At 60.0% G+C, this 24,819-nt stretch carries 20 protein-coding genes; all 20 read left to right on the top strand.

The genetic code is table 11. The annotated features are described in order from the left end of the window. Positions 1-319: 319 nt before the first annotated feature. The 20 genes from tssA to ACYZTR_RS00270 all read left to right on the top strand — a co-directional run bounded on the left by tssA (position 320) and on the right by ACYZTR_RS00270 (position 24,803). Entirely contained in the window at positions 320-1,876 is a 1,557-nt protein-coding gene (gene tssA / locus ACYZTR_RS00365) for a type VI secretion system protein TssA (RefSeq protein ID WP_461975512.1), read from the top strand. A gap of 32 nt (positions 1,877-1,908) precedes the next feature. Further along, positions 1,909-2,412, top strand: coding sequence for a type VI secretion system contractile sheath small subunit (tssB, locus tag ACYZTR_RS00360; protein ID WP_282376254.1), 504 nt, complete (start codon positions 1,909-1,911; stop codon positions 2,410-2,412). A gap of 28 nt (positions 2,413-2,440) precedes the next feature. After that, positions 2,441-3,916, top strand: coding sequence for a type VI secretion system contractile sheath large subunit (tssC, locus tag ACYZTR_RS00355; protein ID WP_094469955.1), 1,476 nt, complete (start codon positions 2,441-2,443; stop codon positions 3,914-3,916). Positions 3,917-3,928: 12 nt separating this feature from the next. After that, a complete protein-coding gene (tssE, locus tag ACYZTR_RS00350) occupies positions 3,929-4,336 on the top strand; it encodes a type VI secretion system baseplate subunit TssE (protein ID WP_008150080.1) in 408 nt (135 codons plus the stop codon). 10 nt (positions 4,337-4,346) lie between these two features. Beyond that, on the top strand, positions 4,347-4,847 hold the full coding sequence (locus ACYZTR_RS00345; RefSeq protein ID WP_461975510.1) for a PAAR domain-containing protein: 501 nt from the start codon (positions 4,347-4,349) through the stop codon (positions 4,845-4,847). A 14-nt stretch (positions 4,848-4,861) separates the two neighbouring features. Next, positions 4,862-5,686, top strand: a complete 825-nt coding sequence (locus tag ACYZTR_RS00340; RefSeq protein ID WP_461975508.1) for a hypothetical protein — start codon at positions 4,862-4,864, stop codon at positions 5,684-5,686. Next, on the top strand, positions 5,676-6,020 hold the full coding sequence (locus tag ACYZTR_RS00335; protein WP_461975506.1) for a hypothetical protein: 345 nt from the start codon (positions 5,676-5,678) through the stop codon (positions 6,018-6,020). The genes ACYZTR_RS00340 and ACYZTR_RS00335 overlap by 11 nt, the downstream gene beginning before the upstream one ends. Before the next feature lie 285 nt (positions 6,021-6,305). Then, a complete protein-coding gene (gene tssF / locus ACYZTR_RS00330; protein ID WP_461975504.1) occupies positions 6,306-8,093 on the top strand; it encodes a type VI secretion system baseplate subunit TssF in 1,788 nt (595 codons plus the stop codon). Continuing rightward, a complete protein-coding gene (gene tssG, locus ACYZTR_RS00325; RefSeq protein ID WP_461975502.1) occupies positions 8,057-9,064 on the top strand; it encodes a type VI secretion system baseplate subunit TssG in 1,008 nt (335 codons plus the stop codon). The genes tssF and tssG overlap by 37 nt, the downstream gene beginning before the upstream one ends. A gap of 13 nt (positions 9,065-9,077) precedes the next feature. After that, positions 9,078-11,726, top strand: coding sequence for a type VI secretion system ATPase TssH (tssH, locus tag ACYZTR_RS00320; RefSeq protein WP_461975500.1), 2,649 nt, complete (start codon positions 9,078-9,080; stop codon positions 11,724-11,726). 10 nt (positions 11,727-11,736) lie between these two features. Further along, a complete protein-coding gene (locus ACYZTR_RS00315) occupies positions 11,737-13,257 on the top strand; it encodes a sigma-54 interaction domain-containing protein (protein ID WP_461975498.1) in 1,521 nt (506 codons plus the stop codon). A gap of 93 nt (positions 13,258-13,350) precedes the next feature. Continuing rightward, positions 13,351-13,491, top strand: coding sequence for a type VI secretion protein (locus ACYZTR_RS00310; RefSeq protein WP_461975496.1), 141 nt, complete (start codon positions 13,351-13,353; stop codon positions 13,489-13,491). A 17-nt stretch (positions 13,492-13,508) separates the two neighbouring features. Continuing rightward, positions 13,509-14,711, top strand: a complete 1,203-nt coding sequence (tagH, locus tag ACYZTR_RS00305) for a type VI secretion system-associated FHA domain protein TagH (protein ID WP_461975493.1) — start codon at positions 13,509-13,511, stop codon at positions 14,709-14,711. 5 nt (positions 14,712-14,716) lie between these two features. Next, positions 14,717-15,217, top strand: coding sequence for a type VI secretion system lipoprotein TssJ (tssJ, locus tag ACYZTR_RS00300; protein ID WP_461975491.1), 501 nt, complete (start codon positions 14,717-14,719; stop codon positions 15,215-15,217). Between the two features lie 2 nt (positions 15,218-15,219). Next, a complete protein-coding gene (tssK, locus tag ACYZTR_RS00295; protein ID WP_461975489.1) occupies positions 15,220-16,551 on the top strand; it encodes a type VI secretion system baseplate subunit TssK in 1,332 nt (443 codons plus the stop codon). Between the two features lie 5 nt (positions 16,552-16,556). Further along, a complete protein-coding gene (gene icmH / locus ACYZTR_RS00290) occupies positions 16,557-17,432 on the top strand; it encodes a type IVB secretion system protein IcmH/DotU (RefSeq protein ID WP_461975487.1) in 876 nt (291 codons plus the stop codon). 13 nt (positions 17,433-17,445) lie between these two features. Next, complete coding sequence (gene tssM / locus ACYZTR_RS00285; protein WP_461975485.1) at positions 17,446-20,991, top strand: type VI secretion system membrane subunit TssM; 3,546 nt, start codon at positions 17,446-17,448, stop codon at positions 20,989-20,991. Then, entirely contained in the window at positions 20,991-21,719 is a 729-nt protein-coding gene (locus ACYZTR_RS00280) for a PP2C family protein-serine/threonine phosphatase (RefSeq protein WP_461975483.1), read from the top strand. Before tssM ends, ACYZTR_RS00280 begins: the two co-directional genes overlap by 1 nt. Then, positions 21,716-22,732, top strand: coding sequence for a serine/threonine-protein kinase (locus ACYZTR_RS00275; protein WP_461975481.1), 1,017 nt, complete (start codon positions 21,716-21,718; stop codon positions 22,730-22,732). The genes ACYZTR_RS00280 and ACYZTR_RS00275 overlap by 4 nt, the downstream gene beginning before the upstream one ends. A 28-nt stretch (positions 22,733-22,760) precedes the next feature. Next, entirely contained in the window at positions 22,761-24,803 is a 2,043-nt protein-coding gene (locus ACYZTR_RS00270; protein ID WP_461975479.1) for a type VI secretion system Vgr family protein, read from the top strand. Positions 24,804-24,819: the final 16 nt, after the last annotated feature.

The following is a 24,819-nucleotide window of genomic DNA, read 5'->3' as shown; positions in this document are numbered from 1 at the left end:
ATGAATACGGCGTTTATTAAGGTGGAAGAGTCGGAAGGCTCTATCTCAACGGTTTCCGGCCAGTGGGTCGAACAATGAATAGTTAAACCGATCTCAGGGATTCCCTTGCTACATATAGGGATATCTCCTACGAGATAAAAACACGCTTCGTCTTATTGTTTAATCAGATGCTTGCTAGTGGCCATCATTGTGATTACGATGCGCCCACTTGAAAGAGCACGAACTCAATTGGATGAGACTCATCGCAGCTCTTTGATACTGTCCCACGCCTCGGTAATCCCATTAGGCGTATGACTGTAATCCTTAATAAAGGCCATGGATGTCCTACTCAAGCAAACTTTCCGCTCATTACCTTGAACTCGCAAAAGCCTCTGTTTCCAAAGAGAATTTCGCGGGCGAGGATGTTCGCTTTTCGAGCGAATATGAGGCATTGGAAAGCGAGCTGGGCAAAGCCCAGTCCATGCACGAAAGCGGTCAGATCGACTGGCTGAAAATTCGCGAAAACAGTGAAAACCTGCTGCGCACCCAGTCCAAGGATTTGCGAGTCGGTGCCTGGCTGACCTGGGCTCTGTACCAACGCGAGTCCTTCCAGGGACTGCTGGCCGGCCTTGGACTTCTGCACCATCTGTGCGAGAACCACTGGGCCGAGGTTCATCCTCACAAGGCCCGCACCCGCTCCGCTGCCATCAGTTGGTTGGTGCCGCGTCTTGAGCAGGTGCTGAACGAAAACATCGCGATCAAAGAGCAGCTGCCGTTGTTCCGCCGTCTGGTGGAACATCTTGAAGGCCTCGATGCTGCCTGCACCGAACACCTGGGCGACGATGCGCCGTTGCTGCTGCCGATCTCCCGCCGCCTGAAAAACATGGTCCAGCGCGCCGCTGACAACCAGCCGGAGCCCGGTGTGGTAGGGGCCGCCGTGGCCCAGGTCAAGCAGGCCGCCACGCAGCTGTTCACTCCCGGCGCGCCGATCGACAACGAGAAAGAAGCCCACAAAGCCCTGCGCGCCCAGCAAGAAAACGCCCGTCCGCTGTGTGCCTGGTGGCTCAAGCAGAAAGCCACCGACCTGCGCGCCCTGCGCCTCAATCGCACCCTGTTATGGCTGCCCATCGACGCAGTCCCCGAACGCAACGCGGAGCAAATCACCGTGCTGCGTGGCTTGCCTGCCGACAAGCTCAAGGCCTACCAGGACCGTTACGACCAGGCCAAATACGCTGACCTGCTGGTGGAGCTGGAGGCGAGCCTGGCGAAGGCGCCGTTCTGGTTCGATGGCCAGCGAATGGTCTGGGAATGCCTTCAGGGGCTCAACGCCGAGATGGCAATGCGCGAAGTGGAAATCCACTTCGCGCTTTTGATTCAGCGCCTGCCCGGCATCATCGAATTGCGGTTCCACGACGGCGCGCCGTTTGCTGATCCCGCCACCCGCGCCTGGGTCAGTGCCCACGTCATGCCGCACCTGCAAAGCGCCAGTGCGCCGCGCAAGGTTGAAGTCGCTGACAGCCAGCCGGCCTGGGAAGTGGCCCTGGAAGAAGTCCTGCCGATCCTGCGCAAGGACGGCCTCAAGGCCGCCGTGCAGATCCTCAAGCAAGGCCTGCAAAGCGCCCACGGCGGACGCGTCCGATTCTTCTGGCAGTTCGCCCTCGCGCGGCTGTGCTTCATGGCCAAGAAATACGAACTGGCCAAGACCCAACTCGAAACCCTGGACCAAACATTACAGGACTCAGGCCTGAACGCCTGGGAGCCCGATCTTGCGCTGGAAGTGCTGCATTTGCTGCATAGCTGCTGCGAGTTGTTACCGCAGAACCATGCCGTACGTGAACGCAAGGAAGAGATTTATCGCAGGCTGTGCCACCTCGATCTCGAAGTGGTACTCGAATAGGCCCCAGGGCCACAACCGCAAGGAGAAAAGCCATGGCCAAAGAAGGCTCGGTAGCCCCCAAGGAACGCATCAACGTCACTTTCAAACCTGCCACCGGTGGTGCACAGGAAGAGATTGAACTGCCGTTGAAACTACTGGCAATCGGTGACTACACCCACCGCAAGGACGAACGCAAAGTCGAAGATCGCAAGCCGATCAGCATCGACAAAATGACCTTCGACGAAGTGCTGGCCAAGCAAGAGCTGAGCCTGACGTTGAACGTGCCGAACCGCCTTCAGGAAGAGGGCAGCACTGAAGAGCTGGGCGTGCAACTGCGCGTCAACTCGATGAAGGACTTCAACCCGGCCAGCCTGGTCGAGCAAGTGCCTGAGTTGAAAAAACTGATGGAACTGCGCGACGCGCTGGTGGCCCTCAAAGGCCCGCTGGGTAACGCGCCTGCGTTCCGCAAAGCCATCGAAGGCGTTCTCGCCGACGACGAATCCCGCGGTCGCGTACTGGGTGAGCTGGGCCTGAACGCCGCAGCCCAGGACGCCTGAGTCTCCATCAGCCAAGGAAGCCAACACTATGAGCACGAGTGCAGCGCAGCAAAAAAGTAAAGAAAACGGCGAATACAGCATTCTCGACAGCATCATCGCCGAGACCCGCCTGACGCCGGACGACGAAGCCTACGACATCGCCAAGCGTGGTGTATCGGCCTTCATCGAAGAACTGCTCAAGCCGCAGAACAACGGTGAGCCGGTCAAGAAAGCCATGGTTGACCGCATGATCGCCGAGATCGATGCCAAGCTCAGTCGCCAGATGGACGAAATCCTGCACCACCCGGCCTTCCAGTCCCTGGAGTCGTCGTGGCGTGGTCTGCAGTTGCTGGTTGATCGCACCAACTTCCGCGAAAACATCAAGATCGAAATCCTCAACGTCTCCAAAGAAGACCTGCTGGACGATTTCGACGATTCGCCGGAGGTGATGCAGTCTGGCCTGTACAAGCACATCTACACCGCTGAATACGGCCAGTTTGGTGGTCAGCCGGTTGGCGCAATTATCGCCAACTACTTCATGTCCCCAAGCTCGCCGGACGTGAAACTGATGCAGTACGTCTCCAGCGTCGCCTGCATGTCCCACGCGCCGTTCATCGCGGCTGCCGGACCGAAATTCTTCGGCCTGGAAAGCTTCACCGGTCTGCCGGACCTGAAGGATCTGAAAGATCACTTCGAAGGCCCGCAATTCGCCAAATGGCAGAGCTTCCGCCAGTCGGAAGACTCCCGTTACGTTGGCCTGACCGTGCCGCGTTTCCTGCTGCGTAACCCGTACGACCCGGAAGAAAACCCGGTCAAATCGTTCGTGTACAAAGAAACCGTCGCCAACAGCCACGAGCACTACCTGTGGGGCAACACTGCCTACGCGTTCGGCACCAAGCTGACCGACAGCTTCGCCAAATTCCGCTGGTGCCCGAACATCATCGGCCCACAGAGCGGTGGCGCGGTTGAAGACCTGCCGTTGCACCACTTCGAAAGCATGGGCGAAATCGAAACCAAGATTCCTACGGAAGTATTGGTTAGCGACCGTCGTGAATACGAACTGGCCGAGGAAGGCTTCATCTCCCTGACCATGCGCAAAGGCAGCGACAACGCGGCGTTCTTCTCCGCGAGCTCGGTGCAGAAGCCGAAGTTCTTCGGCATCAGCGCAGAAGGCAAAGCGGCAGAGCTGAACTACAAGCTCGGCACGCAACTGCCGTACATGATGATTGTCAACCGCCTGGCTCACTACTTGAAAGTGCTGCAGCGCGAGCAACTCGGTTCGTGGAAAGAACGTACCGACCTCGAGTTGGAACTGAACAAGTGGATCCGCCAGTACGTGGCCGACCAGGAAAACCCAAGCGCCGAAGTACGTGGCCGTCGTCCACTGCGCGCTGCCCAGATCATCGTCAGCGATGTTGAAGGCGAGCCTGGCTGGTACCGCGTCAGCCTGAACGTGCGCCCGCACTTCAAGTACATGGGTGCCGATTTCACCCTGTCGCTGGTTGGCAAGCTGGACAAAGAGTAAGCGGAGCGACTCATGACTGGATATGGCAGCCTGTTCGAACGCCTGGGTGGCGACGCGGACAAACGCGTCGGCTGGAGCCGCGAGGTCTCCGCCATGGCGTCCGTGGCTGCCCATCTGGCCAAGATGCTCAGCACCCGTGCGGGCAGCGTGCAAACGCTGTCCGATTACGGGCTACCCGATCTCAATGACATGCGTCTGAGCCTGCACGACTCTCTGAGTCAGGCCCGTTTGGCGATCGAAAATTTCATCGAAGCCTACGAGCCACGCCTGAGCAATGTGCGTGTCATTTCCCTGCCGCGTGACCACGATCAGCTTCGCCTGTCCTTCAGCATCGAAGGCTTGCTGGAAGTTGATGGTTTCAAGCGTCAGGTCAGTTTCGCCGCGCGCCTGGATGGCAGCGGTCAAGTGAAGGTCAACTAAGGAGATTCGTATGTCCGGCAAACCCGCAGCACGTGTCACCGACCCCACCGCTTGCCCGCTCCCCGGCCACGGCACCAATCCGATTGCCGCCGGCTCCGGCGACGTGTTTTTCGACGGCCTCGCGGCCGCCCGCCAAGGCGATGCCTCGGCGTGTGGTGGTGCGATGGTCGGCGACCTTGCGACGACCGTTTTGATCAACGGTAAACCGGCGGCGACCGTGGGCTCCGTCGGTACTCATGGCAACAAGGTTACGGCCGGGTCCGGGACAGTGATTATCGGGAACTCGCATACGCCGGTGCCGTTTATTCCGCCGGTTCCGCTGGCGATACCGGGATTCGACGCGCAATTTCAACTGAAGAATGGTTTGGGCAATCCGTTGGCGGATACCAAATATTTGATCCGTCGTCAGGATGGTTCGCTCGAAAGCGGAATCACCAATGAGTTGGGTTTGACTCATCGGGTAGCTGCGCATAAGAGTTCGGAAAAAATCGAAGTCTTTATTGAGAGCTAAGGGAGTAGTCGTTCATGGCAGAGCCTGAAAAAATCAATAAAGATGGACAGGAATATGTGCCTGTTGGCGCTGCTCCAAGCACTAAGACCTCTGAGGTTGCACCTGTAGAGTTAAAAGTGTGTCGTTGTAATGGAAAAGAACTCTCGACGTTAAGCGGGTACGACAGTGTTCCGAGTTACTCCGGAGAGCTGCCTTCTCCTCTTCAAATAATGTGGTATGTACCCAAAACCAAAGAATTGCTCAAAGCAAGTTTTTCTGACACTGAGATACGTGTCTGGATAAAACAGGCAGCCAAATATTATGGCATTCCTCATGTGCTGCTGGCGGTCATTCTTCAGCAGGAAAATGGACCTAATGGCAGTAAGCTTCTCCAGGCAATGCAATTCGGCGAGCGATCATTAACAACATTGCTGGCCATCGTTGACAATATGGCTTTTGATGCTGTCCCGGATAAGTTGGCCGGTGGCTCTAGTGGTTTTACAAATATGAGTCGAGCTACTTTGCAGAACTCCGTCAAGTACACCGAAAACTATTACTGCAAAAAGCCATTACCCGAAGATGTTCAGTACCGGATTTTTGGCTGGAACCAAGACACTAGAATTCCCGGTGATGACTGGAAAGCAGATCTCTATTATGCCGCGGGCCATCTGCGTGAACTCATCGACCGAGCCACAGGGTCCCGCTGTCATTCCGGGTCACTGACACCAGGGCTGTTGAAGAAAGTTATCGCGTCTTACAACGGTTCAGGTCCGCTTGCCGAAAGGTATTCAAGCGATGCAATGACGTTGTTAGAAAATGCAAAAGCAGGCACTGCATGGCTGTATTTCTATGAAAAATAAAACCTCGGGATCTATCATTTTCGTGTTGGCAGCCGGTGTTTTAGTCTTAGGGGTCGTCATGTGGACTAACTTTTTTTCCAATGCGCTAATGTTGGCTATGGATCGCGTTAATTTCATTCCTGCAGAATCTTCAATTTTCTCTTTTGAACCCTATGAGATAAATCAAGGATCTTCTTCTTATTGGATCTATGGTCAGGATCGCGAAAACTATTATTATTTTTCTTATGAGGCAGCGAAGCCTTATATGTTTATTTCAAAAGTTAATGATTGCCACGGTTTTGATCGGCTGGATTTCAAAACGTGGTGCAGCGCGAAGCAGGGCGGCAAGAAGTGATGAGGGTTTCTAGAGAAGTGGGGCTGTTCCCAATATATGTTTATGTCGGTGTGTGATTGTGCAGATAGCCCAGCGAAAATTGCTTGTGCGTGGAGTTGTAATCGTGGCGTTATTCGCTGCGGTACTGATTTATTGCGTAATGGCAATGCTGAGTTATAAGGCGGATGTCACCACCGAAAGTCCATCAGGGCGTACATTCACTATTTCCATACCAGATTGGAAAGAGAACTGGCTGAATCTTTTCATCAGTAATACGCCTTACACCCACTTGGAAAACTGACCGACATGTCCTTTAACCACTACTACCAAAGCGAACTCACCGCACTTCGCCAGTTAGGTCGTCGATTCGCCGAGCGTAGCCCGGCGTTGGCGCCTTTCCTGGGTCAGGCCGGGCGGGATCCGGACGTGGAGCGGTTGCTCGAGGGCTTTGCCTTTCTGACCGGGCGCCTGCGTCAGAAGCTCGACGATGAATTGCCGGAACTCAGCCACTCGCTGATGCACCTGCTGTGGCCCAACTACATGCGGCCGCTGCCGGCGTTCAGCATTTTGCAGTTTGACCCGTTGAAGCGTTCCGGGCCTGCGTTGAGGGTCGAGCGTGATACGCCGGTTGAGAGTGTGCCGGTCGATGATGTGCGCTGCCGTTTCCGCACGTGCTACCCGACCGAGGTGTTGCCGCTGGACCTGGCCGCGCTGAATTACTCGGTGAAGGGCGACGGTTCGCTGTTGAGCCTGCGTCTGGAGATGAGCGCTGACGGTCACCTTGGTGAACTGGAGTTGAGTCGTCTGCGTCTGCACTTTGCCGGTGAGCGTTACATCAGTCAGATGCTTTACCTGAGCCTGCTGCGCAACCTGGAAGGCATCGAACTGGTCCCGTTGGACGGCGCCGGCAAACCGATCAACGGCGTCAATGGCACGCCGATGGCGTTCAAGATGCCTGGCGACCGCGTGCAGCCGGTGGGTTTTGCCGAAGAAGAAGCGTTGATCCCCTATCCGCTGAACACCTTCCGCGGCTATCGCTACCTGCAGGAATACTTCGCCTTTCAGGACAAATTCCTGTTCGTCGATATCAACGGTCTGGACCTGCTCAAGGCACTGCCGGAAGACACTCTCAAACAGGTGCGCGGCCTGGAATTGCGCTTCGATATTCGCAAGAGCGGCATCCAGCGTCTGCGTCCGACCCTGGACAACGTGAAGCTCTACTGCACGCCGATCGTCAATCTGTTCAAACACGATGCGTTGCCGATCCGCCTCGACGGCAAACAGGACGAATACCTGCTGCTGCCGGCCGAATTCGGCCTGGAAAACTGCGGCGTGTTTTCCGTGGAAACCGTCACCGGCTGGAAGCCCGGTGGCCTTGGTTATCAAGAGTACGTGCCGTTCGAATCCTTCGAGCACGACCCGAGTTTCGATGTGCCCAACAGCCGTCCGCACTACAGCATTCGCCAGCGTTCGTCCTCGTTGCACAACGGCCTCGACACTTACTTGAGCTTCGGCATTCGCCACACCGAAGCCCACGAAACCCTGTCGATCGAGCTGATCTGCACCAACCAGAACCTGCCGCGCAAGCTCAAGCTCGGCGACATCAGCCAGGCCTGTGAAGAGACGCCGGAGTTCCTGAGTTTCCGCAACATCACTCCGGCCACTCCCAGTTATGCGCCGCCGCTGAACCGTGACTTCCTCTGGAAGCTGATCAGCAACATGTCGCTTAACTATCTGTCGCTGGCTGACGTCAATGCGTTGAAGGTGATTCTCGAAACCTACGACCTGCCCCGCTACTACGACCAACACGCGGAAAAAGTCAGTAAACGCCTGCTGGGCGGGCTCAAGTCAATCAAACACCAACACGTCGACCGATTGCACCGAGGGTTGCCGGTGCGCGGGTTGCGCACCGAGCTGACCATCGACCCGGAAGGGTATATCGGTGAGGGCGACCTGTTCGTTTTCGCTTCGGTTCTTAACGAGTTTTTCGCGCTTTACGCCAGTCTCAATTCGTACCACGAGCTGCGGGTAAAAAGCACACAGGGAGAGGTGTACCAATGGACACCACGTATGGGTCTGCAACCCCTGCTTTAAGCGGGCTGACCCGGGTAATACGCGAGTACTCGCTGTTTCAGGCCGTGCTGCTGGTGGTTGACCGGTTGCGCGAGGCGCACCCGTACCTGAGCGAAGACGATCTGTACGACCAGCTGGAATTCCAGGCCAATCCGAGCCTGGGTTTCCCCGGCAGTGATGTCGATCGCGTGGAGTTTTTCGAAGAGCACGGGCAGATGCGTGCGCGTTTGCGTTTCAACCTGATCGGCCTGGTCGGTTCCGGTTCGCCGTTGCCGGCGTTCTACGGCGAACAGGCCTTGGGCGACAGCGAAGACGGCAACCCGACCCGCAATTTCCTCGACCTGTTCCACCATCGCCTGCAACGGCTGATGCTGCCGATCTGGCGCAAGTACCGCTACCGCGCAAGCTTCCAGAGCGGCGCACTCGACCCGTTTTCTTCGCAACTGTTTGCGTTGATCGGCCTCGGTGGCGAGGAGATCCGCAAGGCCCAGGAGCTGAACTGGAAGCGCCTGCTGCCGTACCTCGGTTTGCTCAGCTTGCGGGCGCACTCGGCGGCGCTGATTGAAGCGGTGCTGCGTTACTACTTCAAACATGCCGAACTGACCATCGAGCAGTGCATCGAGCGCCGCGTGGAAATTCTTGACGAGCAACGTAATCGTTTGGGCCGCGCCAACAGCCTGCTCGGCGAAGACCTGGTGCTGGGCGAACACGTGCGCGACCGCAGCGGCAAATTCCGCATTCACATCCGTGAGCTCGACTGGCAACGCTTTCACGAATTCCTGCCGATCGGTTTCGGCTACCAGCCGCTCTGCGCGCTGGTGCGGTTCACCCTGCGTGACCCGCTCGATTACGACATTCGCCTGGTCCTGCGCCAGGAAGAAATCCGCGAACTGCGCATCGGTGAACAGAACGCTTGTCGCCTGGGATGGACCAGCTGGCTCGGCCGCGAAAAAGCGGACGGCGTGGTGACTCTGGGCAGCAAAATTCATTAAGGACAGATGACCAATGATCAACGTAGACCTGCAACAACTGATTCAGGCGCTGGACGCCGAAACCCGTCGTGACCTGGAAAGTTCGGCCGAACGCTGCGTCGCCCGTGGCGGCAGCAAGATCCTCGTCGAAGACTTGTTGCTGGGCTTGCTGGAGCGCCCGCAAGGCCTGCTCGCACGCGCGCTGCAAGACGCCGACGTCGATGCCGGTGAACTGAGCGCCGCCTTGCAATCGCGGGTCGAGCACAGCGCTTCGCGTAACCCGGTGTTCGCCCCGGAACTGGTGCAGTGGCTGCAAGATGCTTTGCTGGTGGCCAACCTTGAACTGGGCCAAAGTCAGGTCGAGCAAGCCGCGTTGATCCTCGCGTTGCTGCGCAATCCGATGCGCTATGCCGGCAGCCGCTACCAGTCGTTGCTGGCCAAACTAAATATCGAGCGCCTGAAAGAATTCGCCCTGTCGCAAAAAGAACAACCGGCCACGGGTAAAACAGCCGTGCCCGGCGAATCGCTGCTGGAGCGCTTCACCCACAACCTGACCCAACAGGCCCGCGACGGCAAACTTGACCCGGTGTTATGCCGCGATGGCGCAATCCGTCAGATGGTCGACATCCTTGCCCGTCGCCGCAAAAACAACCCGATCGTGGTCGGTGAAGCCGGCGTCGGTAAAACCGCCATCGTCGAAGGCCTGGCCTCGCGCATCGCCGCGGGTGAAGTGCCGCAAGTTTTGAAAGGCGTCGAGCTGCTGTCGCTGGACATGGGCCTGTTGCAGGCGGGCGCCAGCGTCAAAGGTGAGTTCGAGCGTCGCCTCAAAGGCGTGATCGATGAAGTCAAAGCCTCGCCGAAACCGATCATCATCTTCATCGACGAAGCCCACACGCTGATCGGCGCGGGCGGCAACGCTGGCGGCTCCGATGCAGCCAACCTGCTCAAGCCTGCCCTGGCCCGTGGTGAGTTGCGCACCATCGCCGCCACCACCTGGGGGGAGTACAAGAAGTACTTCGAAAAAGACCCGGCCCTGGCCCGTCGCTTCCAGCCGGTGCAACTGCACGAACCGACTGTGAGCGAAGCGGTGACCATCCTCCGTGGCCTGGCTCAGGTTTACGAGAAGAGCCACGGCATCTACCTGCGCGATGACGCCGTGGTTGCGGCGGCTGAGTTGTCCGCTCGCTACCTCGCGGGCCGTCAGCTGCCGGACAAAGCCGTCGACGTGCTCGACACCGCGTGCGCCCGCGTGCGCATCAGCCTTGCCGCCGCACCGGAAAGCCTGGAGCGTCTGCGAGGCGAACTGGCTGAAGGTGGCCGTCAGCGTCAGGCGCTGCGCCGTGATGCTGAAGCAGGCTTGCTGATCGATCACGAAGCGTTGGACGCTTTGGAAGATCGCCTGGCCGCCGCTGAAGACGAAAGGGTCGCGTTGGAAGCTCTCTGGACCGAACAGAAAGAACTGGCCGAGCGCCTGCTGGACCTGCGTCAGCAATTGGCCAAAGCGCGCGAAGCCGTCGCTGTCGAGTCAACCGTCACGGTTGAAGAAGATGCCGAAGGCACCGTGATCGAGACGCTGGCGATTGATGAAGCGCAAAGCGTCGCATCCCTGGAAGCCGCGCTGAACGAAACCCACCGCGCCCTGACCGATGCCCAGCTCAAAGAGCGTCTGGTGAGCTTCGAAGTCTGCCCGCGTCTGGTGGCCGAAGTGATCAGCGCCTGGACCGGCGTGCCGCTGGCACAACTGGCCCGCGAGCACAACGCCAAGGTCGCGAGCTTCGCCACCGACTTGCGCACGCGCATCCGTGGTCAGGAACAAGCCGTTCACGCGCTGGATCGCTCGATGCGCGCTACCGCTGCCGGTCTGAACAAACCCGATGCGCCGGTGGGCGTGTTCCTGCTGGTCGGCCCGAGTGGGGTCGGCAAGACCGAAACCGCCCTGGCCCTCGCTGACTTGCTGTACGGCGGTGATCGTTTCATCACCACCATCAACATGTCCGAGTTCCAGGAAAAACACACCGTCTCGCGCCTGATCGGTGCGCCGCCGGGCTACGTTGGTTACGGCGAAGGCGGCATGCTCACCGAAGCCGTGCGTCAGAAACCATACTCGGTGGTGCTGCTCGATGAAGTCGAGAAAGCCGACCCGGACGTGCTCAACCTGTTCTACCAAATCTTTGACAAAGGTGTGGCCAACGACGGCGAAGGGCGCGAGATCGACTTCCGCAACACGCTGATCCTGATGACCTCGAACCTGGGCAGCGACCGCATCAGCGAGCTTTGCGAGAACGGCGCACGCCCATCGGCCGAAGTCCTCGAAGAAACCATTCGCCCGGTCCTCAGCAAACACTTCAAACCGGCACTGCTGGCACGGATGCGCGTAGTGCCTTATTACCCGGTCGGCGGCCCAGTGCTGCGCGAGCTGATCGAAATCAAACTCGGTCGTTTGGGCGAGCGCCTGAACCGCCGTCAGCTGGATTTCACCTACTCGCAGGACCTCGTCGATCACTTGGCCGAACGCTGCACCCAGAGCGACAGCGGCGCGCGCCTGATCGACCACTTGCTCGACCTGCACGTGCTGCCGCTGGTGGCCGACCGCTTGCTTGATGCGATGGCCACCGGTGAAAACCTCAAGCGTGTCCACGCGACGCTCGACGGCAACGCCAGCGTGACCTGCGAGTTCGCCTGAGGTGGGTGTGATGTTCACTCAAGTGCCGCAGCCGCTGGTCTATGCCGAAGCCTTGCTGGCGCAGTTCGCCAGCTTGTCGCGGGCGGCGGACGGTGCTGCGCTGCTGGGTGACTTCGTTCGCGGGCTGGCCGAGCTCAGCGGTTGTGAGCTGACGCAGCTGTACCTGCTGGACGCGACTCACACGTGCCTGGGGATGAACGCCGAGTGCCTGAACGGGATTCTGCAACCCCGGGAAGCGGCGAGCCTGCCGGCGGATTACAACGGTGAACAACTGCTGCAATTCGCCCTGTGCCAGAACCGTGCGGTGTGCCTCAGCGAGCTGAGCGGCAGCCTGCACGAAACCAGTTTTCTGCCGCCTCAGGCCACGCCTTGGCAGTCGCTGTTGTGTGTGCCGCTGGTCAGTCAGCAGAAGGCCGTCGAAGGCTTGCTGCTGTGTGCCAGTCGCCGGCACATCGACCTGCAAGGCTTCGCCGAGTCCCTCGGTCAACTGGGCTCGTTCGTCCTTGGCCAACTGCATTTGCTGCAGCGCTTGCGTCAGCCGACCGGTGATGCACGACCGGCGAAGGTCAGCGTCCCGAGTGCCAGCGGCTATGGCTTGATCGGCAAGAGTTCGGCCATGCGCCAGACCTATTCGCTGATCAGCAAAGTGCTGCACAGCCCCTACACCGTGCTGCTGCGCGGCGAAACCGGCACCGGCAAGGAAGTGGTTGCGCGGGCGATACACGATTGCGGCCCACGACGCTCCCAGGCGTTCATCGTGCAGAACTGCGCGGCGTTCCCCGAGAACCTGTTGGAAAGCGAACTGTTCGGCTACCGCAAAGGTGCGTTCACCGGCGCTGATCGTGATCGCGCCGGCCTGTTCGACGCGGCCAACGGCGGCACCTTGCTGCTGGATGAAATCGGCGACATGCCGCTGTCCCTGCAAGCCAAGCTGTTGCGGGTTCTGCAGGAAGGCGAGATCCGCCCGCTGGGTTCCAACGACACCCACAAGATCGACGTGCGCATCATCGCCGCGACTCACCGGGATTTGTCGGTGCTGGTCAGTGAAGGCAAATTCCGCGAGGACTTGTACTACCGCCTCGCGCAATTCCCGATCGAGTTGCCGGCCTTGCGTCAGCGCGAAGGCGACATCCTCGACCTCGCCCGACACTTCGCCGACAAGGCTTGCTCGTTCTTGCAGCGCGATGCGGTGCGCTGGTCCGATGCGGCGCTGGATCACCTGTCCGGTTATGCCTTCCCCGGCAACGTGCGTGAACTCAAGGGCCTGGTCGAGCGCGCGGTGCTGCTGTGCGAGGGCGGTGAGTTATTGGCCGAGCATTTCTCTCTGCGCATGGAGGCCGTGCCGGAAGACAGCAGCGGCCTGAACCTGCGCGAACGCCTGGAGCAAGTTGAGCGCAGTCTGCTGCTCGATTGCCTGCGCAAAAACGACGGCAACCAGACTCTCGCGGCCCGCGAACTCGGGCTGCCACGCCGCACGCTGCTGTACCGCCTCGGGCGCCTGAATATCAATTTGGGTGATTTCGATGGCTAGGCAAAAGACCGTCGACTTCACCTCATTCGCTTCTGATAGCGCCGCCCAAACGGGCCGGCGCTTTGTACTTTGTCTACCCCTGGAGACCCTCTGATGTCTGTTCGTCACTGGCAAGCCGTCCTGCTGACCCTCGTCGTTCTATTCGGCCTCGGCGGCTGTAGCGGCAATTACAAATTCAACGACAACACCTATCGCCCATTGGGTGATCCGCAGGCGGTCAATCGCGGCAAGTGACCGCAAGGAGTATCACCATGGAACTGGTTTTCGAAATGCTGAACACCAAGCAGTTCGTGCCCACGGATTTGTGCCAGAAGACCTTCAAACAGGCCGGCGGCGTGATCGGCCGGGGCGAGGATTGCGACTGGATCATTCCGGACCGCAAGCGTCACCTGTCCAACCACCACGCGTTGATCAGCTACCGCGAAGGCACGTTTTTCCTGACCGATACCAGCAGCAACGGTATCCAGGACAGCGAAAGCGGCGCGCGCCTGCGCAAGGGCGAAGCGATGCGCATCGAGCACGGCAGCGTCTACGTGCTGGGTGATTTCGAGATCCGTGCGCGACTGGTACGCGACCCGGCGACCTTCGACGTCGAAGTCGGCCGTCCGCAAGCGGCGGGCAGCATCATTCCGGACGATGCGTTTCTGGACCTTGATCCGCTCAATGCCCTCGATCAGCAAGAGCGCGTGTATTCGGAAATCGACGAACTGATCTCCCCGAGCACCACCATCGAGGACACCCGTCAGCGCGCCGACTACGCACGCATCGACATGGAAAGCCTGATGGTCCCGGAGCTGATCGACGCCCCGGCCGAACCCGAACCCGCACCAGCCCCGGCGCCGAAAACCGTCGAGCGTCAGAGCGAAGGTTTCTGGGAGCACTTCGGTGCGGCATTGGGCGTGGACCTCAAAGGCCTCGACCACGACGCCCGCGAAGCCCTGGCGCTGAACGCTGCACGCCTGCTCAAGCAAAGCGTCGGCGGTTTGCAGCAGAGCCTGCGCACCCGCAGCGAGCTGAAAAACGAACTGCGTCTGGCCCAGACCACCGTGCAAGGCACCCACAAAAACCCGCTCAAATTTGCCGTCGATGCCGGTGAGGCACTGGGCATTTTGTTGCAACCGAACAAGCCGGGCCAGTTGCCGGCCGAGCAAGCAATCTCCCGTGCGTTCCGCGATTTGCAGGCGCATCAGGTGGCCCTGTTGACCGCTAGCCGCGCTGCCGTTCGCGGCACATTGGAGCACTTCTCGCCACAGCAATTGACCCTGCGTTTCGAGCGCGACAATAAGCCACTGCTCGCCACATCCGGCAGCCGCTGGAGAGCTTACGGTCGTTATCACCAGGCCCTGCGTCAGGACGATGACTGGAGCGAGCGCCTGCTGGCCCGCGATTTTGCCCAGGCCTACGAAGAACAGATCCGCCTGATTTCCACCCTTCACACCGACCACCAAGGATGATGCGCATGTCTCGCTGCTCGACCGCTTTTTTCAAGACGCTGACTGCGCTCACCGCCCTGGTGCTACTGGCCGGCTGCTCGTCGCTGTCGCCGTATTCCCACGTCACCAAACTCAACCTGAAGCTGACCGCCAGCGATCAGCTGAACCCGGACCTCAACGGGCGTCCGTCGCCAATCGTCGTACGTCTGTTCGAGCTTAAGCACCCGGTGACGTTCGAGAACGCTGACTTCTTCAGCCTGTACGAGCGCGCCAAGGAATCCCTGGCCCCGGACCTGGTGGCCAGCGAAGAAATCGAGCTGCGCCCGGGGGAAACCGTGGAGATGAAACTCAGCGTGGAGGAGGGCAGTCGTTACGTCGGCATCCTCGCCGCCTACCGCGATCTGCCGGAAACCAAATGGCGCTACACGGTGCAAATCACTCCGGTGGAAGTCACCAACGCTGATCTGATCCTCGACCAGGCGGGTATCCGCAACAGCAACGAAACGCTCGCCAAGGCGGATGACTGATCATGAATTCCCACAAAGTCATTTGGCAGGAAGGCATGCTGCTGCGCCCGCAGCACTTCCAGCACAACGATCGCTACTACGATCACCAGATGAAGACCCGCACTCAGTTGCTGGGCAGCTACACCTGGGGCTTCCTGAACCTGGACATCGACTTGCAGTTCCTCAACATGGGCAAACTGGTGATCAGCCAGGCCTCGGGGATTCTGCCGGATGGCAGCCTGTTCGAACTCGGCGGCAACACCGAGCCGCTGGCCCTCGACGTGCCGCCGAACACCGGTAACACGCCGATCTACCTGGCACTGCCACTGGTCACCGGCAACCACATCGAGTCGCGCCGTCCGGAGCAATCCGACGTGCTGGCGCGCTATACCGCGTACGAAGCGGAAGTCGCCGACTCCAACGCCGGCGACGACTCTGCCAGCCAGGTCAGCTGCGGCCGTCCGGACTTCAAACTGTTACTCGGCGAGCAGCAGAGCGACCAGGCCTACGTGAAACTGAAGGTCTGCGAAGTGCTCGACACTACGCCCGACGGCGTGATCAGCCTCGACCCGGACTTCGTCCCGACGTTCCTTCAGGCGCATTCGTCCAGCTACCTGCTGTCGTGCCTCAAGGAAGTCATCAGCATGCTCGGCCACCGGGGCGACACCATCGCCGAACGCATCCGTTCCAACGGCAAAGTCGGTGGCGCGGAGGTCGGCGACTTCATGATGCTGCAACTGATCAACCGCACCGAACTGTTGTTGCGCCACTACCTCGGCCTGGAACAGGTTCACCCGGAAGAGTTGTACCGCACGCTGCTGACCATGCTCGGCGATCTGGCGACCTTCTCCAGCGACAGCAAACGCCCGCGTCTGGACAGCCGTTACCAGCACAGCGACCAGGGCGCGAGCTTCCGCAAACTGATGGAAGCGATTCGTCAGGTGCTGTCGATGGTGCTCGAGCAGCACGCCATCGAACTGGTCCTGCAAGCGCGCCAGTACGGGATCATCGTCTCGCCGTTGCACGACCACAAACTGCTGGGCTCGGCCTCGTTCGTGCTCGCCGCCAGTGCCAACTGCGATTCCGAAGAACTGCGTCATCGCTTGCCGGCGCACCTCAAGGTCGGCCCGGTGGAACGCATCCGCCAACTGGTCAACCTGCACCTGCCTGGCATCAAGGTCAAACCCTTGCCGGTGGCCCCGCGGCAGATCGCGTTCCACTCCAACAAAACCTATTTCATTCTCGAACTCAGTTCCGAAGACCTGGCACAACTCGAGCGCTCCGGCGGCTTCGCGTTCCACGTGTCCGGCGAATTTGCCGAGCTTGAACTGAAATTCTGGGCCATCAGGAACTGACCGACATGATCAAGGACACGGAACATAACCAGGACGATAAAACCGTCCTGCTCGACCGCCAAGGCCACGGCCCGGCGCAAAGTCCGCTGACAGATTTCGCCGCACCGCCGCGTTTCGAACAGCTCGAAGAACGGATGATCTACGCCGCGCGTTTGCGCCCGGCCGAAGCATTCAACATCAGCCTCAACTCGCTGGTGGCCGCTGCCTCTGACCTGCTGTCGGAAGTGGTGCGACTCAAGCACAGCGACACCCGCGAAGACATGTACGCGCTCAACGAGCGACTGACGGCCGGGTTGAAACTGTTTGAAGTGCGTGCGCTGCACAACGGCGCCGAAAGCAGCCAGGTGATGGCCGCGCGTTACGTGCTTTGCACGGTGGTCGACGAAGCCGTCGTGACTACGCCGTGGGGCAACGAAAGCGAATGGTCGCAGATGAGCCTGCTCAGCAGCTTCCACAACGAAACCTTCGGTGGCGAGAAGTTCTTCCAATTGCTGGATCGCCTGTCGAAAAACCCGGTCAAGCACCTGCCGATGCTGGAACTGATGTACCTGTGCATGTCGCTGGGCTTCGAGGGCAAGTACCGCGTGCAAGCGCGCGGCATGCTCGAACTCGAAGGCATCCGCGACGCCTTGTATCGGCAGATTCGTCAATTGCGCGGTGACGTGCCGCGCGAACTGTCGCCGCATTGGGAAGGCTTGAACGATCAGCGCCGCAGCCTGGTGCGCATCGTGCCGGCGTGGATGGTGGTGCTGTTCACCGTGGTTTGCCTGGTGGTGATGTATTCGGGCTTCGCCTGGGTCTTGGGCGAGCAACGCGAAACCGTTCTGCAACCTTATCAGCCGCTAGATCCGGCCGCCGCTGCGCCGCAGTCGCAGCCGTAAACAGGGACGTGTGATGAAAAAGTTTTTCAAGAAAGTCGGCGCATTCTTGTGCCATACCTGGGTCTGGACCTTGCTGGTGGTGCTGTTTGTCGCGCTGCTGGTGTGGTTCGTCGGGCCGCTGCTAGCGGTGGATGATTACAAGTTCTGGGAAGGTTCGACCTCCCGCCTGCTGACCATCAGTGTGCTGTTCCTGATCTGGGGCCTGACCATGGTCTTCGTCAGCTGGCGCGCTGGCGTACGCAAGAAAGCCATCGAAGACACTGAAGACGGCCAGGATCGTATCCGCCGTGAAGAGCTGATCGACGAAGAGCAGAAAGAGCTTCGCGTGCGCTTCAAGGATGCGTTGAAAACCCTGAAGACCTCGAGCCTGTATCGCGGTCGCAGCGAGCGCTGGCGCAGCGATTTGCCGTGGTACTTGCTGATCGGTCCACAGGGCAGCGGCAAAACCAGCCTGCTGGACTTCTCGGGCCTTGAGTTTCCGATCAACAAGATCGACCGCAAGCTGACCCGCGACACCCTCGGCACCCGTCATTGCGATTGGTACTTCGCCGACCACGGCGTGTTGATCGACACCGCTGGCCGCTACCTGACCCAGTCGGATGCCGAGATCGATGGCAGCGCCTGGAGCACCTTGCTCGACCTGCTGCGCAAGCGTCGCCGCAACCGTCCGTTGAACGGCGTGCTGGTGACCATCCCGGTGGAAATGCTGCTGGGCAACACCGAGCAGAACCTCGATACCCTGGCCCGCCAGGTGCGTGCCCGTCTGCAAGACGTGCATCAAAAACTACACGTCGATGTGCCGATTTACCTGGTCCTGAGCAAGGCTGACAAGCTGCTTGGTTTCGACGAGTTCTTCGATCAACTGACCCGCGAAGAAAGCGATCAGGTGCTCGGTACCAGCTTCCGCAAAGAGCAGAGCGGCACCGATGTAGCCGTGTTGCGTAGCGAGTTCGAAGAGCTGCTACGTCGCCTGAACAGCCAAGTCATCATGCGCATGCACCAGGAGCGCGACACCCAGCGCCGTGGTCGCATCCTCGACTTCCCGCATCAACTGGGGCAGATCGGCGAGCGCCTGTGCCTGTTCGTCGACATGGCGTTCACCGGCAACCGCTACCAGCGTGTTAGCCAGTTGCGCGGTTTCTACCTGACCAGCGCACCGCACCTGACTCAAGAAATGGACCAGACCACCGCCAACATTGGCGCGAATCTGGGGGTGAACGCCGGCATGCTGCCGACCTTGCGCAGCGGGCGTTCGCGCTTCATTCACCACTTGCTCAGCCGGGTGATTTTCCCGGAGGCCGATCTGGCCGGTCTGGACAAGCGCGAACGCAGCCGCATCCATTGGGGCCAGCGCGCCTTGTACGTCGGTGCTTTGGCGGCACTGGCGCTGTTCGGCATGCTGTGGGCGGGCGGATTCTCGGCCAACTACGAGCGCCTGGAACACCTGCGTAACCTGGCGCAAAACTGGACTCAACAGCGCTCGGCCCTGACCGCGCGTGATGACTCCATGGCGGTGCTAAAGACCCTCGACACCCGCTTCACGGCGACTCAGGTCTTCCCGAAAAAAGGTGACGTGTCGTACCACGAGCGTGGCGGTCTGTACCAAGGTGAAGACGTCAATCCAGTGGTCAAGGACGCCTACGAGCATGAGCTTCAAGCGCAACTGCTGCCACGGGTCGCGACGCTGCTGGAAGGGCAGATCCGCGCCAACATGAAGGACCGCGAACGCCTGCTCAACAGCCTGCGCGCGTACCTGATGTTGAACATGAAGGATCGTCGCGATGCGGCGTGGCTCAAGGATTGGGTCGCCACTGACTGGTCCCAGCGTTACGCCGGCAACACCGCCGTGCAGAACGGTTTGAACACGCACTTCGAGCGTTTGCTGAAGCAGCCGTTTATCTACCCGCTGAACGACCAACTGGTGGCGCAAGCGCGTCAGGTGCTGCGCAGCGAGTCGCTGGCCAGCGTGGTTTACCGGATGCTCCGCGAGCAGGCCCGCAACCTGCCGGAATACCGCTTGAGCCAACACATCGGCCCGCAAGCTTCTCTGTTTGTTGGCGCCGATTACGTGATTCCGGGGTTCTACACCCAACAGGGTTATCAGCAGTATTTCTCGATTCAGGGCAGTGCGCTGGTCACCGATCTTCTGCGTGACAACTGGGTGCTGGGCGAAGGCTCGGGCATCAGCGGCATGGACTTGCGTCGCCTGATGGTCGAACTGGAGCAGCTGTACTTCCGTGACTACGCCAACTTCTGGAGTGAAGCGGTTGGCCAGGTTGCGTTGCCACCGATCAACGATGCGGGCGAGGGCGCCGAGCAATTGGCGGGCCTTACATCCGCCAATTCCCCAGTGCTGCAACTGCTGGTGGAAGTGCGTGAGAACACCCGTTTCCCGGTGATTGCTGACAGCGCTGGTGAAGCTGCAGATGCGGCTGAAAAGTTGGGCGAGAAGGGCGGCAAACTCGGCAAACTCGGCAAACTGGCCGCTGCTGCAGCGGACAAGGCGTCGGACATGGCCGCTCATATGGCAAAGCAGCTGCCCGACACCGCGAAGAAATCCCTGCAACGTCGCTTCGAACCGTTGCACCGTTTGCTGGATGACAACAATGGCCCGACCGCTGAATTGACCCCGGCACTCGCGGCGCTCAACGACCTGCAACTGCAACTGGCGAGCCTGGCACGTGCCAGTTCCCCGGATCAGGCCGCGTTCGAAATGGCCAAGACCCGCATGAGCGGCCAGCGTGATGCGCTGAGCGCCCTGCGCAATGCTTCGAATCGCCTGCCACGTCCGGTCAGCGTGTGGTTCAACGTGCTGGCCGAAGACACCTGGCGTCTGGTGCTGAACGATTCCTACCAGTACCTGAACCAGCGTTATCAGAGCGAGCTGTACAGCTTCTATGGCAAGGCGATCAACAAGCGTTATCCGTTCAGCGCCCACAGCACCAGCGACGTTGCGATCAGCGACTTCCGCGAGTTCTTCAAGGCCCAGGGCATCGCCGACCGCTTCTTCGAGACCTACATGCGTCCGTTCGTGAGTGGCGATCCAGGCAACTACCGTCTGCGCAGCATCGACGGTCACAGCATGCCGATCTCCAAGGTCTACCTCGACCAGATGGCCGCGGCACAAGTGATCCGCCAGAGCTTCTTCTCGATCAACCCGGCCGAGCCACAGGTGCAGTTCAAACTGGAGCCGTACACCCTCGACCCGGCCGTCAGCCGTTCCGAGTTCAAGTTTGGCGACAAGACCATCGAATACCGTCACGGTCCGATCGTGCCGGTGTCGTTCAAATGGCCGACCGATGCTGACGACGGTCGCACCAGCCTGGTCCTCGACAAAATGGCCGGCCGCCCGATCGGCATCGAAAAGAACACCGGTCCGTGGTCGCTGTTCCGTCTGTTCGACCTGATGCAGACCGAGTACCTGAGCGGTCGTGATGTGCTGGTACTGAAAGCTGATGTGGGCGGCCTGCGCGCCAACTACTTGCTGTCGAGCCAGCGCACACCGAACCCGTTCGACATGGGCGTGCTGCGGACCTTCCGTATGCCGGTGCAGCTCTGATGCAGGTTGCCAGTCCCTGGCGCAGCGCTGCGCGTACCGATCCGGGCAAGGTTCGGGCGCGCAACGAAGATGCTTTTCTCGACTGTCCACAGCAGGGGCTGTGGGTGGTCGCGGACGGCATGGGCGGTCATCAGGGTGGCGACATCGCCAGCCAGTTGATCGTCGCCAGCCTGGCGGAGTTGCCGGTGCAGGACGATTTCGACGAACGACTCAAAGGCATCCGCCAGTGCCTGCACTGGCTGAACCGCCGCTTGGGCCAGGAGTTGACCGTCACGGCCGGGCGCCACGACAGCATCATGGGCAGCACCGTGGTGGCGCTGCTGGTGGAAGGCAATCGCGCGGCCTGCATTTGGGCCGGCGACAGCCGTTGCTACCTGTGGCGCGGCCAGCGTTTGTATCAGCTGTCCAAGGACCATTCGCTGCAACAGCAACTGATCGACGAGCAGCAAATGAGCGTCGAGCAAGCCAAGGCGCATCCTTCTGCTCATGCCCTGACCCGTGCGGTCGGGGCTGCCGAGCAGCTGACCCTGGACGTGCTCGAACTCGAGGTGTATCCCGGCGATGCGTTTCTGTTGTGCAGCGACGGTTTGTATCAAGGGCTCAGCAGCGATGCCTTGGGCAACGCCCTGAGCCTGACCGCGCCGCACGTTGCGCTGGAGCGTCTGTTCGACGGCGCTTTGCGTGGCTCGGCGCGGGACAACCTGACTGCCGTGGTGATCCGAAAATGACTGAACTCATGCCGCCGCTCGACGACTTGCTGGTGACCGACGAGGCAGCCAATAACCTGACTTACTTTGCGTTCGCCACGCCTCTAAATGGAAAGCCGCACAAGGCTGAACCCGCGCTGGCGCCTACCAAGGCCAGCATTGGCGAAATGCCCGACGTGTTGGCAGGCCGTTACCGCATCGAGCGCCTGCTCGGTGCCGGTGGCATGGGCGCGGTTTACCGTGCACGGGATCTGCTGAGTGAGCAGTTCGGCGATCCCGACCCTTACATTGCGCTGAAAATCCTCAGCGAAGAATTTGCCGAATCGCCGGACGCCAGCGCCTTGCTCTACAGCGAGTTCGCCCTGACCCGACGCCTGCGCCACGACAACGTGCTGCGTTTGCACAGCTTTGAAGTGGACACCGATTGCCAGCGCGCCTTCATCACCATGGAACTCATGCGTGGGCTGACCCTGGACAAATTACTCTGCGAGCGGCCGCTGGGCTTGCCGTGGAAAGAACTGCGCGACATCGCGCTGCCGCTGCTCGACGCGCTGGCCTTCGCCCACGCTCGCGGCGTGCTGCACGGTGACATGAAGCCGAGCAACGTCATGCTCAGTGAAGAAGGCGTGCGCCTGTTCGACTTCGGCCTTGGCCAGGCCGAGGAGGGCATCTTGCCCGGCCTGCCACACCTGAGCCGCCACCGCTTCAACGCCTGGAGCCCGGGCTACGCCGCCCCCGAACTGCTCGAAGGCCAACCGCTGTCGGCCAGTGCGGATGTCTACGGCGTGGCCTGCGTGTTGTACGAATTGGCGGGCGGCAAACACCCGTTCCGCCGCTTGCCCTCGACCGAGGCCCGCGACGGGCACCTCGAACGCGAACTGCACGCACCCAGAAATCTACCGAGACACTGCTGGCCAGCCCTGCGAACGGCGCTGGCTTTCGATGCGGCAGATCGAACGATCACTGCCGCCCAACTGCGTGACGCTATGGGCGCCACCTCGTCTTTGCTGCAACGTCTGCGACTTCGGGCGTAACGGATGACTACCGAACAGGGAGCAAGCAATGTTCAACTCAGCTAACGAAACCCATTTCAGCCTGGCCATCGAGGGCCTTGAGCACGACCTGCAAGTGCTGTCGTTCACCGGCACCGAAGGCATCAGCCAGCCGTATCGCTTCGACCTGGAACTGGTCAGCGAAAACCCCGATCTGGACCTGGAAAAACTCCTGCACAAGCAGGCATTCCTCGCGTTCGATCCGCAAGGCAGCGGCATCCACGGCCAAATCTACCGCGTCGCCCAAGGTGATGCCGGCAAACGCCTGACCCGCTACAAAGTCTCGCTGGTGCCGCAACTGCAATACCTGCATCACCGCACCAACCAGCGCATCTACCAGCAGATGTCGGCGCCGAAAATCATCGCGCTGATCCTCGATGAACACGGCATCAAAGGCAACGCCTACAGCTTCCAGCTCAGCCAGCCGTGCCCGGACCGCGACTACTGCGTGCAGTACGACGAAACTGACCTGCACTTCATCCAGCGCCTGTGCGAAGAAGAAGGCATTCACTACCACTTCCAGCACAGTTCCAAAGGTCATCTTTTGGTATTCGGTGACGACCAGACCGTGTTCCCGAAACTTGGGCAGCCCACCGCTTATGTGCAAGGCAGCGGCATGGTCGCGGATGAACCGGTGATCAAAGGTTTCAAACTGCGCCTCGAAACCCGCACCGGCCGTGTGACTCGTCGCGACTACGATTTCGAAAAGCCGCGCCTGCAACTCGAATCCGCCTACAAACCCGACGGCGAAAGCACCGAGCCAGACCTCGAAGACTACGACTACCCCGGCCGCTTCCTCGACCGCGCGCGCGGCAAAATCCTCAGCCAGCGCGCCCTCGAACGCCACCGCGCCGACTACCGCCAGGCCGAAGGCTTTGGCGACCAGACGCGATTGATCAGCGGCCACTTCCTGGAGCTCTCCGACCACCCGCGCACCGAGTGGAACGACCTCTGGCTGCTCACCGAAATCTTCCACGAAGGCAAACAGCCGCAAGTCCTCGAAGAGTCGGTGACCAGCGACACCACCGCCAACAAGGACGACTTCCACCAGGGCTACCGCAACCGCTTCCTCGCCACGCCCTGGGACGTGTTCTACCGCCCGGCGCTGCAACACCCGAAACCCCGCGTCCTCGGCAGCCAGACCGCTATGGTCACCGGCCCCAAAGGTGAAGAAATCCACTGCGACCAATACGGCCGCATCAAAGTGCAATTCCACTGGGACCGCGAAGGGTTGGCTGATGACAAAACCAGCTGCTGGATGCGCGTTTCGAGCAGCTGGGCCGGCGACCGCTACGGCGCCATCGCCATCCCGCGGATCGGCATGGAAGTCCTCGTCACCTTCCTCGAAGGCGACCCCGACCAGCCCGTCGTCACCGGCTGCCTGTACCACAAGGAAAACCTCGTCCCCTACGACCTACCGGCGAACAAAACCCGCACCGTGTTCAAAACCCTCAGCTCACCGGGTGGTGGTGGGTACAACGAACTTCGCATTGAAGACAAGAAAGGTGCCGAGCAGATCTACATTCATGCTCAGCGGGACTGGGATGAAAACGTTGAGCATGATCAGAAGATTCGCGTGGGTAACGAACGCCACGACACGGTGGAGAAGAACACCTACACCGAGTTGAAGGCGGAAGAGCATCGCACCACGATTGCTGATCGCAAGACTGAAGCGCGGATGGATGACCACCTGACGATTGGGCAGAACCAGCATGTGAAGCTGGGGACTGCGCAGCTGACTAGCGTTGGGAAAGAGATTCATCTGAAGGCTGGGGACAAGATTGTGATTGAGGCTGGGATGGAGCTTACGGTTAAGGCCGGGGGGAGTTTTATCAAGCTGGATGCGGGTGGGATTACGGTGGTTGGGCCGGTGATCAAAATCAACGCTGGCGGTTCGGCGGGGAGTGGGACCGGGATCGGGATTAAACCACCGGTGCTGCCGGGGGCTGCGGATAAGGATAAGGCGGGGAGTTTGATGGATCAGGCGTTGGGGAATGCGCCTGAAGAACAGATCAAGCGCAAACCAAAGCGAATGCTCAACTTTTCCGGCTAATAGACACCGACGGCAA

This window comes from Pseudomonas sp. Hz4 (genome assembly GCF_054898165.1).
The sequence above is the reverse complement of the archived record's forward strand: the minus strand, read 5'-3'. Positions and strand labels throughout refer to the sequence as shown.